The 14,745-nt window shown below is 65.1% G+C and carries 13 protein-coding genes and 1 pseudogene; 10 read left to right on the top strand and 4 right to left on the bottom strand.

Annotated elements, in window-relative coordinates:
* Positions 1-24: 24 nt before the first annotated feature.
* Complete coding sequence (locus B0W80_RS25775) at positions 25-1,239, top strand: fatty acid desaturase (RefSeq protein ID WP_077002010.1); 1,215 nt, start codon at positions 25-27, stop codon at positions 1,237-1,239.
* A 150-nt stretch (positions 1,240-1,389) separates the two neighbouring features.
* On the opposite strand, the gene rpmG is transcribed toward B0W80_RS25775, so the two are convergent.
* From rpmG to trxB, 3 genes are all read right to left on the bottom strand, one after another.
* A complete protein-coding gene (gene rpmG, locus B0W80_RS25780; protein ID WP_007830291.1) occupies positions 1,390-1,563 on the bottom strand; it encodes a 50S ribosomal protein L33 in 174 nt (57 codons plus the stop codon).
* Positions 1,564-1,574: 11 nt separating this feature from the next.
* Positions 1,575-1,808, bottom strand: a complete 234-nt coding sequence (gene rpmB, locus B0W80_RS25785; RefSeq protein WP_077002011.1) for a 50S ribosomal protein L28 — start codon at positions 1,806-1,808, stop codon at positions 1,575-1,577.
* Between the two features lie 172 nt (positions 1,809-1,980).
* Positions 1,981-2,943 carry a thioredoxin-disulfide reductase gene (gene trxB, locus B0W80_RS25790; RefSeq protein WP_077002012.1) on the bottom strand — a complete coding sequence of 321 codons (963 nt, stop codon included), beginning with the start codon at positions 2,941-2,943 and terminating at the stop codon, positions 1,981-1,983.
* 166 nt (positions 2,944-3,109) lie between these two features.
* Between trxB and B0W80_RS25795 the strand changes: the two genes are divergently transcribed.
* The 8 genes from B0W80_RS25795 (at position 3,110) to B0W80_RS25830 (ending at position 12,260) form a co-directional block, all read left to right on the top strand.
* Positions 3,110-3,784 carry a Crp/Fnr family transcriptional regulator gene (locus B0W80_RS25795; RefSeq protein WP_077002013.1) on the top strand — a complete coding sequence of 225 codons (675 nt, stop codon included), beginning with the start codon at positions 3,110-3,112 and terminating at the stop codon, positions 3,782-3,784.
* A 133-nt stretch (positions 3,785-3,917) separates the two neighbouring features.
* On the top strand, positions 3,918-6,317 hold the full coding sequence (locus B0W80_RS25800) for a DNA translocase FtsK (protein WP_077002026.1): 2,400 nt from the start codon (positions 3,918-3,920) through the stop codon (positions 6,315-6,317).
* 34 nt (positions 6,318-6,351) lie between these two features.
* On the top strand, positions 6,352-6,990 hold the full coding sequence (gene lolA, locus B0W80_RS25805; protein ID WP_077002014.1) for an outer membrane lipoprotein chaperone LolA: 639 nt from the start codon (positions 6,352-6,354) through the stop codon (positions 6,988-6,990).
* A 59-nt stretch (positions 6,991-7,049) separates the two neighbouring features.
* Positions 7,050-8,342: a replication-associated recombination protein A gene (locus B0W80_RS25810; RefSeq protein WP_077002015.1), complete on the top strand. Its 1,293-nt coding sequence runs from the start codon at positions 7,050-7,052 to the stop codon at positions 8,340-8,342.
* A 280-nt stretch (positions 8,343-8,622) separates the two neighbouring features.
* The gene (locus tag B0W80_RS25815) at positions 8,623-9,552 is read left to right on the top strand and encodes a branched-chain amino acid ABC transporter permease (RefSeq protein WP_077002016.1); all 930 of its coding nucleotides are present in this window, start codon (positions 8,623-8,625) and stop codon (positions 9,550-9,552) included.
* A 13-nt stretch (positions 9,553-9,565) separates the two neighbouring features.
* Positions 9,566-10,759, top strand: coding sequence for a branched-chain amino acid ABC transporter permease (locus tag B0W80_RS25820; RefSeq protein ID WP_077002017.1), 1,194 nt, complete (start codon positions 9,566-9,568; stop codon positions 10,757-10,759).
* 12 nt (positions 10,760-10,771) lie between these two features.
* Positions 10,772-11,542 carry an ABC transporter ATP-binding protein gene (locus B0W80_RS25825; protein ID WP_077002018.1) on the top strand — a complete coding sequence of 257 codons (771 nt, stop codon included), beginning with the start codon at positions 10,772-10,774 and terminating at the stop codon, positions 11,540-11,542.
* A gap of 1 nt (position 11,543) precedes the next feature.
* The gene (locus B0W80_RS25830; protein WP_077002019.1) at positions 11,544-12,260 is read left to right on the top strand and encodes an ABC transporter ATP-binding protein; all 717 of its coding nucleotides are present in this window, start codon (positions 11,544-11,546) and stop codon (positions 12,258-12,260) included.
* A gap of 143 nt (positions 12,261-12,403) precedes the next feature.
* Here the strand turns inward: B0W80_RS25830 and B0W80_RS25835 are convergent, their stop codons facing one another.
* A complete protein-coding gene (locus B0W80_RS25835; protein ID WP_077002020.1) occupies positions 12,404-13,381 on the bottom strand; it encodes a tripartite tricarboxylate transporter substrate binding protein in 978 nt (325 codons plus the stop codon).
* A gap of 324 nt (positions 13,382-13,705) precedes the next feature.
* Here B0W80_RS25835 and B0W80_RS35680 point away from each other — a divergent pair.
* Positions 13,706-14,745: pseudogene (locus B0W80_RS35680) on the top strand (hypothetical protein); the annotation flags it as partial.

Genomic DNA, 14,745 nt, shown 5'->3' on the forward strand with positions numbered 1-14,745 from the left:
TGTGGCCATGGAGCACCCAACCCAATGTTTTTCCCTGACTCTGCCATCCTGAACGCGGCTGCCGACTGGCTCGCGAACGGTTTGTGGGACCTCACGTGGTGGCAGATCGCGCTGTACACACTGGTGACGACCCACATCACCATCGTCGGCGTCACCGTGTTTCTGCACCGCACGCAGGCGCACCGTGCCATGGATCTTCACGCGATCCCGTCGCACTTCTTCCGTTTCTGGCTCTGGATGGGCACCGGCATGGTCACGCGCGAGTGGGTGGCCATCCACCGCAAGCACCACGCCAAGTGCGAAACCGAAGAGGATCCCCACAGCCCGCAAACGCGCGGCATCGACACCGTCATGTGGCGTGGCGCCGAGCTGTATCGCGCCGAAGCCAAGAACAAGGAAACCATCGCCAAGTTCAGTCACGGCACGCCCAATGACTGGATGGAAAACAACGTCTACAGCCGGTTCGGATGGCAAGGCGTGGGGCTGATGCTCATCCTCAACCTGGCGCTGTTTGGCGCGGTCGGCGCCACCGTCTGGGCGGTGCAGATGCTGTGGATCCCCTTCTGGGCTGCAGGTGTCGTGAACGGCTTGGGCCACTATTGGGGATACCGCAATTTCGAGGCGACCGATGCCAGCACGAACCTGTCGCCGTGGGGGCTCATCATCGGCGGCGAGGAACTGCATAACAACCATCACACCTATCCGACTTCGGCCAAGTTCTCGGTCAAGAAGTACGAATTCGACATCGGCTGGGTCTACATCAGCCTGATGCAGAAGATCGGTTGGGCCAAGGTCAAGAAGTTGCCGCCGAGGCTGCTGATGGGTGATGTGCGCCCGGTGGCCGACGAGAAGACGCTCGAAGCGCTCATCGCCAATCGCTACGAGGTGATGGCAGGGTATGCGCGTGAGATGCGCCGTGCGACTCAGCAGGAACTGGCGCAGTTGAAAGCGAAGGGTGCTGATCTGTCGGCGCTGAAGGTGGCCAAGCGTTGGCTCCATCGTGACGACGACAAGGTGCCGGCCAATGCCCGCGTGAATCTGGTGCAGGCTCGCGCCGCCCATCCGGTGCTCGACAAGATGGTGACCATGCGCGAGGAACTGCGCCAGATGTGGCTCAACACCTCGCAGTCGCGTGAACAGTTGGCCGCCGACTTGGCAGCGTGGTGCCACCGCGCCGAAGCTAGCGGGATCGCGGGTTTGCGTGATTTCTCCACCCGTCTTCGTTCGGCGCGAGCTTGAGCGGCACGTCAGCGTTCGTGAACTGAAAAGCCGGCCTGAGGGCCGGCTTTTTTATTGCCCGCTTTAGACGCGACGTGGTCAGTAGGGTCGGTTCAGAGGCAACAAAAAACCCGCTGGATCGCAGCGGGTTTTAAGTAAGGACAGGCTGAATCACTTCAGCTTGATTTCCTTGTATTCGACATGCTTGCGCGCCTTCGGGTCGAACTTCATGATCGACATCTTCTCAGGCATCGTCTTCTTGTTCTTGCTGGTGGTGTAGAAATGGCCGGTACCCGCGGTGGATTCCAGCTTGATCTTTTCGCGTCCGCCTTTGCTCGTTGCCATGGTTCAGCTCCTTAGGCTTGGCCGCGCGACCGCAGGTCTGCGAGCACGGCGTCGATGCCATTCTTGTCGATCAGGCGCAGCGCGGCGTTGGAAATACGCAGGCGCACCCAGCGGTTTTCACTTTCGACCCAAAAACGGCGGTATTGCAGGTTCGGCAGGAACCGGCGCTTGGTTTTGTTGTTGGCGTGGGAAACGTTGTTTCCGACCATCGGGCCTTTGCCCGTGACTTCGCATACGCGTGCCATTTGGAACACTTTCTTGAACAGCTGGCATCCGGCACAAAGGCGTGGCGGGTGGGTTGCAGCTTGACCTCGCCATGGACGGGTGGCGGTATCCCGACTTCACCGGCCCCTTACTGAAGTAGCAGGGGCGAATTCGGCAAAGCCTCGGATTATAGCCACAAGGCCCAGCGAAGGTTCATAGCGTGCCGTCCTGCTCCAGGAAGCGCTGCGCATCCAGTGCTGCCATGCAGCCGGTGCCTGCGCTCGTGATGGCCTGCCGATAGACGTGATCCTGCACGTCTCCCGCGGCAAACACGCCCGGGATGCTGGTCATGGTCGCGAAGCCTTGAAGGCCGGAGCGGGTGATGATGTACCCGTCCTTCATCTCCAGTTGCCCCTGGAAGATGTCGGTGTTCGGATGGTGGCCGATCGCAATGAAGCAGCCCTTCAGATCGATCTGTTCGGTAGCCCCGGTCTGGGTGTTCTTGATACGAATGCCGGTCACCCCGGAGTCGTCACCCAGCACCTGGTCCAGCGCGCTGTGCAGCTTGAGTGCGATCTTGCCTTCCTTGACCTTCTCGTGGAGCTTGTCCACCAGGATTGGTTCCGCACGGAACTTGTCGCGGCGGTGCACCAACGTGACCTTGCTGGCAATGTTCGACAGATACAGCGCCTCTTCGACGGCAGTGTTGCCGCCGCCGATCACGCAGACCTCCTGCTCGCGATAGAAGAATCCGTCGCAGGTCGCACAGCCCGACACGCCGCGGCCCATGAAGTGCTGTTCCGACTCGAGGCCCAAGTACTTGGCCGAGGCCCCGGTGGCGATCACGAGGGAATCGCAGGTGTACGTGCCGCTGTCGCCGGTCAGGGTGAACGGACGCTTGCTGAAGTCGACCTTGTTGATATGGTCGAAGACGATCTCGGTCTTGAAGCGTTCGGCATGCTCCAGAAAGCGTTGCATCAGGTCCGGACCCTGTACGCCATGCACGTCGGCCGGCCAGTTGTCGACCTCGGTCGTGGTCATGAGCTGGCCGCCCTGGGCGATCCCGGTGATCAACATGGGCTGCAAATTGGCGCGGGCAGCGTAGACAGCGGCGGTGTAACCGGCAGGGCCCGAACCCAGAATCAGGACCTTCGCGTGGCGTGTAGGGGACGACATGAGTAGAAAACCTAGGTTTGACGCTGCATCAGCGTGTACATTTTCAAGGGTGATAGGTATGGAGTATCACCGTTCGGTTCAAGGCCGGGCGCAAGCTGTTTTAAATGCGTGCGATTGTATTAATGCATGGGCGTTTCAATTGCGCGGTAGAACCGGGGGTTGATGGATGTCGATGCTTTCCAATCTTGAATTGCTCCGTCGTGTGCCGCTGTTTTCGGCCCTCACGCCATCTCAGTCGGCGAGCATTGCCGACGCGATCGTCAAGAAGCGCTTCAAGCGTGCCGAGGTGGTCGTCGAGCAGGGCAAGAAGTCAGACGCGCTGTACATCATCCTGACCGGCCGGGCCAGGGTCATGAGCACCGACAGCCGTGGCCGCGAGGTCATCCTGGCCACGCTGCAGCCGGGCGATTACATCGGTGAGATGAGCCTGATCGACGACGAGCCGCACTCGGCCACCGTCCGCACCGAAGTCCAGACCGACGTGCTCACGCTCGGTCGCGAGGCCTTTTCGCGCTGCCTGCCCGAGAACTCCTCGATGTCCTACAACATCATGCGGGGCCTGGTTTCGAGACTGCGCCACGCTGACCGCAAGATCGAGTCGCTGGCGCTCATGGACGTCTATGGCCGCGTCGCCCGCTCGCTGCTCGAATTCGCCGTCGACGACGGCGCGGGCAACCTCAAGGTGCGCGACAAGATATCGCGCCAAGATCTGGCCAAAATGGTCGGCGCCTCGCGCGAGATGGTCAGCCGGGTCATGAAAGACCTCGAAGAGCGTGGTTTCGTACAGACCCAGCCCGACGGGTCGATGATCGTCAAGGAACGGCTCTCATCGCTGGCCTGACCATCCGGCCGGCCGCATCGCGGCGTGCCGGCCCTCTCATTGCGGGTGCCGATGACAACCTGGCCGCAATGCTGTTCGTTGTAGTTTCCGTGCGTTGCCTGCCTGCATTCGCGGGCTGGCGGCCCTGCCTTTCATGACTTATTCGCTCAACACCCTCCAGTCCTCCGCCTCGGGCGAGTCGACCCCGGTGCGCGCACGCGCGATGCGCTTTGCGCACGAGATCACGCTGATCGCCGGCTTCGTCGCGCTGCTGTTCTGGCTGCTCGCCATGCTGAGCTTCACGCCCTCCGATGCTGCGTGGTCGACCTCGGGCAGCGGCGGGGATGTCAAGAACTGGGGTGGCTGCATCGGCGCCTGGCTGGCAGACGCGAGCTATTTTCTCGCCGGCTACTCGGTCTGGTGGTGTCTGGCCGCAGGCCTGCGCGTGTGGCTGTCCTCGCTGGCAGGCTGGATGCGAGGCGGCGAAGCGGGCGCGAACGAGCCGCCCCAGCCGCCACGCGGCCGCTTCAACTCGAGCCGCCTGGCCTTCTGGTTCGGCCTGGTGCTGCTGTTGTGTGCCAGCGTGATGCTCGAGTGGTCGCGCCTTTACCGCCTCGAATCGCACCTGCCGGGCCACGGCGGTGGCGTGCTGGGCTATCTGGTCGGGCCTGCCAGCGTCAAATGGATGGGCTTCACCGGCTCCGCGCTTATTGCCATCGCGGCCGGCGTGATCGGCTCCGCCCTCGTGTTCCGCTTTTCTTGGAGCCAGATCGCCGAGCGCATCGGCGGGCGCCTGTACACGCTGTTCGAATCGCGCCGCGAAAAGCGTGAGATCGCCGAAGACATCGCGATGGGCAAAAAGGCCGTTCGCGAACGCGAGCGCGACGAGGCTGCCATGGCCGGAGAACAGGGCAGCGAGCCCGAGTTGATCGACGACGGACTCCGCACCGCACCCCGCCCCAAGCGCCGACCGCCCGCGCCGCCGGTGCAGATCGAGCCGGCCATGATCGAGGTGCCGAAAAGCGATCGCGTGGTCAAGGAGCGGCAGAAACCCCTGTTCCGCGAACTGCCCGACAGCAAGCTGCCCCAGGTCGACCTGCTCGATGCCGCACAGGGCCGGCAGGAAACCGTGTCGGCCGACACGCTGGAGATGACCTCGCGCCTCATCGAGAAGAAGCTCAAGGACTTCGGCGTCGAAGTGCGGGTGGTGCTGGCTTCGCCCGGCCCCGTGATCACGCGCTATGAAATCGAGCCGGCCACCGGCGTCAAGGGCTCGCAGATCGTCAACCTGGCGAAGGACCTCGCTCGTTCGCTGTCGCTCGTGTCGATCCGCGTGGTCGAAACGATCCCCGGCAAGAACTACATGGCGCTCGAGTTGCCCAACGCCAAGCGCCAATCGATCCGCCTTTCGGAGATCCTGGGTTCGCAGGTCTACAACGAGGGCAAGTCGATGCTCACGATGGGCCTGGGCAAGGACATCGTCGGCAACCCGGTGGTGGCCGACCTTGCCAAGATGCCGCACGTGCTGGTGGCTGGCACCACCGGATCCGGCAAGTCGGTCGGCATCAACGCCATGATCCTGAGCCTGCTCTACAAGGCCGAGGCGCGCGACGTGCGCCTGCTCATGATCGACCCGAAGATGCTCGAAATGTCGGTCTACGAAGGCATCCCCCACCTGCTGGCCCCGGTCGTCACCGACATGCGGCAGGCGGCGCACGGCCTGAACTGGTGCGTGGCCGAAATGGAGCGCCGCTACAAGCTGATGAGCAAGCTGGGCGTGCGCAACCTTGCCGGCTACAACACCAAGATCGACGAGGCCAAGGCGCGCGAGGAGTTCATCTACAACCCCTTCAGCCTCACGCCCGACGACCCCGAACCGCTGAAGCGCGAGCCGCACATCGTGGTCGTGATCGACGAGCTGGCCGACTTGATGATGGTGGTCGGCAAGAAGATCGAAGAGCTGATCGCCCGCCTGGCCCAGAAGGCGCGGGCCGCCGGCATCCATCTGATCCTGGCCACACAGCGGCCCAGCGTGGACGTGATCACCGGCCTGATCAAGGCCAACATCCCGACCCGCATCGCCTTCCAGGTGTCGAGCAAGATCGACTCGCGCACCATCCTCGACCAGATGGGGGCCGAGGCCCTGCTCGGCATGGGCGACATGCTGTACATGGCTAGCGGCACCGGCCTGCCGGTGCGAGTGCACGGCGCTTTCGTCAGCGACGACGAGGTGCACCGTGTCGTCGCCTACCTCAAGTCACAAGGGGAGCCGGACTACATCGAAGGGGTGCTCGAAGGTGGAACCGTCGACGGTGAAGGCGATCTACTCGGCGAGGGTGGCGAAGGCGGCGGCGAGAAGGACCCGATGTACGACCAGGCGGTCGAAGTGGTCCTCAAGCACCGCAAGGCCAGCATTTCGCTGGTGCAGCGCCACCTGAAGATCGGCTACAACCGCGCCGCGCGGCTGGTCGAGGACATGGAAAACGCCGGGCTGGTCAGCGCCATGAGCGGCAGCGGCCAGCGCGAAATCCTGGTGCCCGCGCGCACCGAGTGACGCGCACCGAGTGACACGCAACGATGGAAGAAGGATGCTGTTGAAAAAACTGTTCGTCATCGCATGCGCGGTCGCCGCCACCAGCGGCGCCTGGGCCGGCGGTATGGAAAGCCTCGAAGGCTTCGTGAAAAACGCGAAGTCGGGCCGCGCCGAGTTCACCCAGACCGTGACCGCACCGCCCAAAGATGGCCAGGCCGCCCGCGCCAAGGTGTCGAGCGGCAACTTCGAATTCCAGCGCCCCGGCAAGTTCAGGTTCGACTACAAGAAGCCCTTCGCGCAAAACATCGTGGCCGACGGTGAAACGCTGTGGCTCTACGACGCCGACCTGAACCAGGTGACGCAGCGCAAGCAGTCACAGGCATTGGGCTCGACCCCCGCGGCGCTGATCGCCGCCGCTGCCGACCTGCGCGCGCTGCAGGCCGACTTCGCCCTCGAGGCCGCGCCGGAGCGCGATGGCCTGCAATGGGTCAAGGCCACGCCCAAGAGCAAAGACGGTCAGCTCCAGAGCGTCCAGGTCGGCTTTCAAGGCGATGCCCTGGCCGCGCTCGAAATCCTCGACAGCTTCGGCCAGCGTTCGGTGCTGAAGTTCACGAAGGTCGAGGTCAACCCGTCGTTGCCTGCAGGCACCTTCCAGTTCAAGGCGCCGGCAGGCGCCGACGTGCTCAAGCAATAGGGTCCGGCGCCGCGCGCCATGCCGCGCCATGCCGGAGCATGGGCGACACTCGGGCTTCCATGGCCACAGTCCCCCATCAACCACTGGCCGAGCGCCTGCGTCCCAAGAACCTGGGCGAAGTCATCGGCCAGCAGCATCTTCTCGGTCCCGGCATGCCGCTGCGCATCGCCTTCGAATCGGGCCAGCCGCATTCCTGCATCCTCTGGGGCCCTCCGGGCACCGGCAAGACCACCATCGCGCGGCTCATGGCGGATGCGTTCGATGCCCAGTTCCTCAGCATCAGCGCGGTGCTCGGCGGCGTGAAGGACATCCGCGAGGCCGTCGAGCGCGCGACCGCCGCGCGCGACGGCTTGGAGCAACGCCGCACCATCGTCTTCGTCGACGAGGTGCACCGCTTCAACAAGAGCCAGCAAGACGCCTTTCTTCCGCACGTGGAGTCGGGCCTCTTCACCTTCATCGGCGCGACCACCGAGAACCCGTCCTTCGAGGTGAACTCGGCCTTGCTGTCACGTGCCGCGGTATACGTGCTGCAGTCGCTCACCGAAGACGATCTGCGCCAGATCGTCGCGCGTGCGCAGCACATCCAGGCCGTGCCTCCGATCGAAGCAAAGGCCGAGGACCGTCTCGTGGCCTATGCCGACGGCGATGCGCGGCGGTTGCTCAACACCCTCGAAACCCTCGCCGTCGCCGCGGCCGCCGAGAAGCGCGACGACATCGGCGACGAGTGGCTCCTGCGCGTGCTCGGCGAGCGCATGCGCCGCTACGACAAGGGCGGCGAACAGTTCTACGACACCATTTCGGCCCTGCACAAGTCCGTGCGCGGCAGCGACCCCGATGCCGCGCTCTACTGGTTCGTGCGCATGCTCGACGGCGGCGCCGACCCGCGCTACATGGCGCGCCGGCTGGTGCGCATGGCCAGCGAAGACATCGGCCTGGCCGACCCGCGCGCGCTGCGCCTCGCCCTCGATGCGGCCGAGGTCTACGAGCGCCTGGGCACGCCCGAAGGCGAGCTGGCACTCGCCGAATGCGTGGTCTACCTCGCCATCGCACCCAAGTCCAACGCGGTCTACCAAGCCTACAACGAGGTTCGCGCCTTCGTGAAGCAGGACGGCACCCGGCCCGTGCCCATGCATCTGCGCAACGCGCCCACCAAGCTCATGAAGCAGCTCGACTACGGCAAGGGCTATCGCTACGCACACGACGAGGAGGGCGGCTTCGCCGCGGGCGAGCGCTATTTGCCCGACGGTGTCGATCCGCCTCCCTTCTACCGTCCGGTGGAGCGAGGCCTCGAGATCCGGATCGCCGAGAAACTGCGCGAACTGCGAAGGCGCAACGACGACGCCGGTGCCTGATCTTCGGCCCGACGCGGCCGCGCATGCACAGGCCCGATACCGCCCGCATCCCCGTCGATACGCCCTTGCGCGCTTGCGGTGCCGAACAGCCCGCGCCAGCGGGAAAACCCCGGTCGCCGCGCACCGAAATGGCGATCAGGCGTGACTACAATCCCGCCCACAAACCCGCCGTCGACACATGCTGGCGGGTTTTTTGCTAAGCGAAGCCAGGGCGCTCAACCGGCGCTTCCGGCACGTCGGGCGCCTCCCGAGGGCGTCTACAACAAAAGGGATTCTCGTTATGGACATCTTGCTGCAGCAGATCATCAACGGTCTGGTTCTCGGCAGCATGTACGCCTTGATAGCCTTGGGCTACACCATGGTGTACGGCATCATCAACCTGATCAATTTCGCCCACGGCGAAGTGCTCATGGTCGGCGCGCTGACCAGCTGGACCATCATCGGCTGGATGCAGTCCGCGATGCCCGGGACACCCGGCTGGATCATCCTCATCATCGCGTTGATCATCGCCTGCGTGGTCGCCGCCACGCTCAACTTCACGATCGAGAAGGTCGCCTACCGGCCGCTTCGCAACAGCCCCAAGCTGGCCCCGCTGATCACCGCCATCGGCATGTCGATCCTGCTGCAGACGATCGCCATGATCATCTGGAAGCCCACCAACAAGGCCTACCCCACGCTGCTGCCCAGCACCCCGATCCACGTGGGCGGCGCGGTCATCTCGCCCACGCAGGTCATGATCCTGAGCGTCACGGCCTTCTGCCTCGTCGTGCTGATGTGGCTAGTCAACTACACCAAGCTCGGCCGCGCGATGCGCGCCACCGCCGAGAACCCGCGCGTCGCGGCGCTGATGGGCATCCGGCCCGACATGGTCATCTCGGCCACCTTCATCATCGGCGCCGTGCTGGCCGCCGTGGCCGGCGTCATGTACGCCTCCAACTACGGCATCGCGCAACATGCGATGGGCTTCATCCCCGGCTTGAAGGCCTTCACCGCAGCGGTCTTCGGCGGCATCGGCAACCTCGCGGGCGCGGTGGTCGGCGGCATTCTGCTGGGCCTCATCGAGGCCATTGGCTCCGGCTACATCGGTGCGCTCACCGGCGACGTGCTGGGCAGCCACTACAGCGACATCTTCGCCTTCATCGTGCTGATCATCATGCTCACGCTGCGGCCCTCGGGCCTGCTCGGCGAGCGGGTGGCCGATCGCGCCTGACGGAGGACATGCCATGAACGACAACGGCAAGAAAGTCCTCGTCTGCATCGTCGCGGCTATCGGCCTGCTGGTGCTGCCGCTGCTGCTGCAGAGCCAGGGCAATGCCTGGGTGCGCATCGCCGACATCGCGCTGCTCTATGTGCTGCTGGCCCTGGGCCTGAACATCGTGGTCGGCTATGCCGGCCTGCTCGACCTGGGCTACGTCGCCTTCTTCGCGATCGGGGCCTACCTGTTCGCACTGCTCGGCTCGCCGCACCTGACCGACACTTTCCCTGCCTTCAAGGCCATGTTCCCGAACGGGCTGCACACCTCGCTGCTGCTGGTCATACCGGCGGCCTTCGCGCTCGCGGCCCTGTTCGGCGTGATGCTGGGGGCGCCCACGCTCAAGCTGCGCGGCGACTACCTCGCCATCGTCACGCTCGGCTTCGGCGAAATCATCCGTGTGTTCCTGAACAACCTGGACCACCCGTTCAACCTGACCAACGGCCCCAAGGGCATCACCGCGATCGACTCCATCCGCTTCTGGGGCCTCAACCTCGGGCGGCCGCTGAAGATCGGCGACTACACCATCTCCTCCGTCACCCTCTACTACTACCTGTTCCTCGCGTTGGTGCTCATCACCATCGTCATCTCGCACCGCCTGCAGCTCTCGCGCATCGGCCGTGCCTGGATGGCCATCCGCGAGGACGAGATCGCCGCCAAGGCCATGGGCATCAACACCCGCAACATGAAGCTGCTGGCCTTCGGCATGGGCGCCAGCTTCGGCGGCGTCTCGGGTGCCATGTTCGCGGCCTTCCAGGGCTTCGTCTCGCCCGAGTCGTTCAGCCTGATGGAGTCGGTGATGATCGTCGCCATGGTCGTGCTGGGCGGCATCGGGCACCTGCCCGGCGTCATCCTGGGCGCCGTGCTGCTGGCCGCGTTGCCCGAGGTGCTGCGCTACGTGGCCGGGCCGCTTCAGGCCATGACCGACGGGCGCCTGGATGCTTCGATCCTGCGCCAGCTCTTCATCGCGCTCGCCATGATCATCATCATGCTGGTGCGCCCGCGCGGCCTTTGGCCGTCGCCGGAGCACGGCAAGTCGCTGCTTCGCAAGGGCGTGCCGCCATCGCCCGTGCCGGGTTCGACCCAGGCCCAGGCGCCCGGCGTGGCAACGCCGGCCGACGAGTTGCCGGGCGAAGCCTCGCGTCCCATGTCCATCAATCCGTGAACGGGGACCGCCATGACTGAAACCATCCTCGACGTTCGCGGCATCTCCAAGCGATTCGGCGGCCTGCAGGCCCTGTCCGACGTGGGCATGAAGATCTCCCGCGGCCAGGTCTATGGCCTGATCGGCCCCAACGGCGCCGGCAAGACCACCTTCTTCAACGTCATCACCGGCCTCTACACGCCCGACAGCGGGAGCTTCGAGCTCGGCGGCAAGCCCTACCAGCCGACGGCGGTGCACGAGGTCGCCAAGGCCGGCATCGCACGCACTTTCCAGAACATCCGTCTCTTCGCGGAAATGACCGCGCTCGAGAACGTGATGGTCGGGCGCCACGTGCGCACCCATTCGGGCGTGGTGGGCGCCATCCTTCGCACCGGAAAGTTCAAGGCCGAGGAACTGGCGATCGCCACGCGCGCGCAGGAACTGCTCGACTACGTGGGCATCGGCAAGTACGCCGACTACAAGGCCCGCACGCTGAGCTACGGCGACCAGCGCCGCCTCGAGATCGCCCGTGCCCTGGCCACCGACCCCCAGCTCATCGCGCTCGACGAGCCGGCGGCCGGCATGAACGCCACCGAAAAGGTCATGCTGCGCGAGCTCATCGACCGCATCCGCAAGGACAACCGCACCATCCTGCTCATCGAGCACGACGTGAAGCTGGTGATGGGCCTGTGCGACCGCGTGACCGTGCTCGACTACGGCAAGCCCATCGCCGAGGGCACGCCCGCGGACGTGCAGAAGAACGAAAAAGTGATCGAGGCCTACCTCGGCACGGGAGGACACTGACATGGCTCAAACGTTGTTAAAAGTCAGCGGCCTCAAGGTCGCGTATGGCGGCATCCAGGCCGTGAAGGGCGTGGACTTCGAGGTCCGCGAGGGCGAACTGGTCTCGCTGATCGGCTCCAACGGCGCCGGCAAGACCACCACCATGAAGGCCATCACCGGCACCTTGCCCTTCGCGGCCGGCGACATCGAGTTCCTCGGCAAGAGCATCAAGGGCCGCGGCGCGTGGGACCTGGTGGCCGACGGCCTGGTCATGGTGCCCGAGGGGCGCGGCGTGTTCACGCGCATGACCATCACCGAGAACCTGCAGATCGGCGCCTACATCCGCAAGGACAAGGCCGAGATCGCGAAGGACATCGATCGCGTTTTCGCCACCTTCCCGCGCCTGAAGGAGCGGGCCACCCAGCTGGCCGGCACCATGTCGGGCGGCGAGCAGCAGATGCTGGCCATGGGCCGGGCGCTCATGGCGCGGCCCAAGGTGCTGCTGCTCGACGAGCCGTCGATGGGCCTGTCGCCCATCATGGTCGACAAGATCTTCGAGGTGGTGAAGCAGGTATACGACCAGGGCGTGACCTTGCTGCTGGTCGAGCAGAACGCCAGCCGCGCGCTGCAACTGGCCGATCGCGGCTACGTCATGGAGTCCGGGCTCATCACCATGAGCGGCGACGCCAAGATCATGCTGAGCGATCCGAAGGTGCGTGCCGCCTATCTAGGCGAGTAACGCTCTCCTCCAGGCTCCCCCAACCTCGTGTGGTCCGCCAACCCCCTCGCCGGGGGCGACACCAGCGGCCCGGCAGAGCCGGTTCCGCGGTGTCTCACGAACGGGCGGGCTGCGCCGCCGTTGCGAAGACCTGAGCCCAGCGCCTAGTCGACCTTGGCGCCGGTCGCCTTCACGACCTTTTCGTACTTCGCAAGTTCGCTCTTCATGAAGGAGCCGAACTGCGCGGGCGTGTTCGCCACGGGTTCGGCCAGCAACGTGGCGAAACGGGTTTTCGTCTCGGGTGCGTTGAGGGCGGCGACGAAGGCGCGGTTGAGTTTTTCGACCACCGCCGCTGGCGTGCCAGCCGGTGCGACCAGCCCCCACCAGGTATCGATCGAAAAGCCCTTGAGCGTGTCCGCGACGGGCGGCACTTCGGGCAGGGCGCTGCTGCGATCGGCCGTGGTCACCGCGATCGCCTTGAGCTTGCCCGAGCGGATGTTGGGCGCCGCGGTGGCGAGGTTGTCGAAGTTGAAGTCCACCTGGCCCGACAGCAGCGCCAGCTGCGCCGGGTTGCCGCCGTTGTACGGAATATGCACGGCGAAGATGCCGGCTTCCTTCTTGAACATCTCGCCTGCCAGGTGGCCGGCGCTGCCGTTGCCGCCGCTGCCGTAATTGAGCTTGCCCGGGTTGGCCTTGCCGTAGGCGATCAGGTCGCGCAGCGATTCGATCTTCAGGCGCTGCGCCGTTTCGGCATTCATCACCAAGACATTTGGCACACGGACCATCTGCGTGATGGGAGCGAAGGCAGTGGCGGCGTCGAACGGCATCTTGCTGTAGAGCCAGGGGTTGACCGCGTTCGTGGCGGTGGCTGCGATACCGATCGTCAGGCCGTCTGGTGCGGCCTTGGCCACGGCATCGGCGCCGATGTTGCCGCCCGCGCCGGGCTTGTTGTCGATGATCACCGGGCCGAGCTGGTCCTTCACTCGCTCGGCCAGGGCGCGGGCCGTGACGTCGATGGGGCCGCCCGCGGCGTAGGGCACGACGAGTCGGATCGGCTGCTGGCTGGACTGTGCGGCGGCGGGAGTGGCGGCGAACACCGCGGCGGAGGCGGCGAGTGTAATGAGAAAGTCTCTGTGTTTCATTGTGTAAGAGGAAATGGGATTAACACTTCGTGAACTAAGTCCGGGTTGGCGTGGCTCAGATGTAACGCTTCGCTGTAGGACAAAGCCCCGCCCGTAATATCGATTCACCACACCGGGCATGGAGATTAGCAACCGAAAGTAATTAAAACTTAGGTTGGCATCCGTAGCAACGATTGCTTCACCCGGACCTCACTTTTTCTCAATGGAAGGTTTCGGATGAAAGTCATGGCGAAGAGCACGCTTCTGCTGGTAACTGCCGGCGCACTGGCCGGTTGCGGCGGAGGCTCCGGCGGAGGTGGCGGAGGGGGATTCGCGACATCGCAAGTGTCCGACGCCGCGATCGCGGCTTCGACGTCTGCAGCGGTCTCGGCCGATTCGACTGCAGCCGGTGCGGCGAACAGCAAGGACGAGGTGGTGCTCGCCAAGGCCCTCGATTCCAGCTGGACCAAGGTCGCGAACGAAGACCAGCGCTTCGCACTCGCCGCCGCGACGGTCGTCCAATACGGCGCCAATTCGACCTTCCGGGGCAAGACCCTGTCGGGCACGGTCAGATGCGACAACGCGACCTTCGGTGATCCGCTGCCCTATGTGGCCAAGGCGTGCTACGTCCAGGCGTCCGGCACGGGAGCCGCGCCCAGCCCGGCCCCTGCGCCTGCGCCTGCACCGGTGCCTGCACCCGCACCCGCACCCGTACCGGCGCCTGCCCCTTCGCCCGCACCTGCACCCGCTGCAGCGCCTGGCGCGGGAAGCCTGCTCGCCAACGAAGGCTCGGCCTTCTCCGTGGCTGCTTCCACGGTGGTGAAGTACGGCGCCAATTCGTCGTGGATCCAGAAGACGATCAGCGGGTCGGCTGCCTGCACCAACGACTACTTCGGCAAGGATCCCTTGCCTTTCGTGGTCAAGGCCTGCTATTCGGTCGGTGCGGCGGCTGCGCCTGCACCCGCGCCGGCTCCAGCACCTGCTCCAGCGCCCGCACCGTCGCCATCACCAGCGCCCGCGCCCGCGCCCGCGCCCGCGCCCGCGCCCGCACCGGCTCCCGCTGCGCCCACTCCGGCTCCCGCGGCACCCGCCCCCACGCCCGCCCCGATCTCCGGTGACGTCATCGACAGCGCCGGCCGTGTGGATGCAGCAGCGTACCGCGCCATGGCACCCCGCCTGGCCAAGGCCGAAGGCATCGCCTACCGCTACGGCGATGCGGCATCCGTGAACAACAGCGGCATCCCGACCCTTTACCAGCGCGGCGACCAGACCATGAGCTACCACGCCGGCACCTGGCAGGTTGGCGGCCCGGTCCTGGCCGATGCCGGCCTGTACTCGACCAACCACGCGCACGTGGGCTTCGTCGCAGACGACGTCAACGCACG

Origin of the sequence: Variovorax sp. KK3 (assembly GCF_001984055.1) — a bacterium.
In the GTDB taxonomy this organism is placed as follows: Bacteria; Pseudomonadota; Gammaproteobacteria; order Burkholderiales; family Burkholderiaceae_C; genus Variovorax.

Excerpts from the sequence above, each read along its gene's own strand:
- trxB (WP_077002012.1), bottom strand. The coding sequence starts at position 2,943 with ATGTCGTCCCCTACACGCCACGCGAAGGTCCTGATTCTGGGTTCGGGC.
- B0W80_RS25795 (WP_077002013.1), top strand. The coding sequence starts at position 3,110 with ATGTCGATGCTTTCCAATCTTGAATTGCTCCGTCGTGTGCCGCTGTTT.
- B0W80_RS25810 (WP_077002015.1), top strand. The coding sequence starts at position 7,050 with ATGGCCACAGTCCCCCATCAACCACTGGCCGAGCGCCTGCGTCCCAAG.
- rpmB (WP_077002011.1), bottom strand. The coding sequence starts at position 1,808 with ATGGCACGCGTATGCGAAGTCACGGGCAAAGGCCCGATGGTCGGAAAC.
- B0W80_RS25815 (WP_077002016.1), top strand. The coding sequence starts at position 8,623 with ATGGACATCTTGCTGCAGCAGATCATCAACGGTCTGGTTCTCGGCAGC.
- B0W80_RS25830 (WP_077002019.1), top strand. The coding sequence starts at position 11,544 with ATGGCTCAAACGTTGTTAAAAGTCAGCGGCCTCAAGGTCGCGTATGGC.
- B0W80_RS25820 (WP_077002017.1), top strand. The coding sequence starts at position 9,566 with ATGAACGACAACGGCAAGAAAGTCCTCGTCTGCATCGTCGCGGCTATC.
- B0W80_RS25800 (WP_077002026.1), top strand. The coding sequence starts at position 3,918 with ATGACTTATTCGCTCAACACCCTCCAGTCCTCCGCCTCGGGCGAGTCG.
- lolA (WP_077002014.1), top strand. The coding sequence starts at position 6,352 with ATGCTGTTGAAAAAACTGTTCGTCATCGCATGCGCGGTCGCCGCCACC.
- B0W80_RS25825 (WP_077002018.1), top strand. The coding sequence starts at position 10,772 with ATGACTGAAACCATCCTCGACGTTCGCGGCATCTCCAAGCGATTCGGC.
- B0W80_RS25775 (WP_077002010.1), top strand. The coding sequence starts at position 25 with ATGTTTTTCCCTGACTCTGCCATCCTGAACGCGGCTGCCGACTGGCTC.
- B0W80_RS25835 (WP_077002020.1), bottom strand. The coding sequence starts at position 13,381 with ATGAAACACAGAGACTTTCTCATTACACTCGCCGCCTCCGCCGCGGTG.
- rpmG (WP_007830291.1), bottom strand. The coding sequence starts at position 1,563 with ATGGCAACGAGCAAAGGCGGACGCGAAAAGATCAAGCTGGAATCCACC.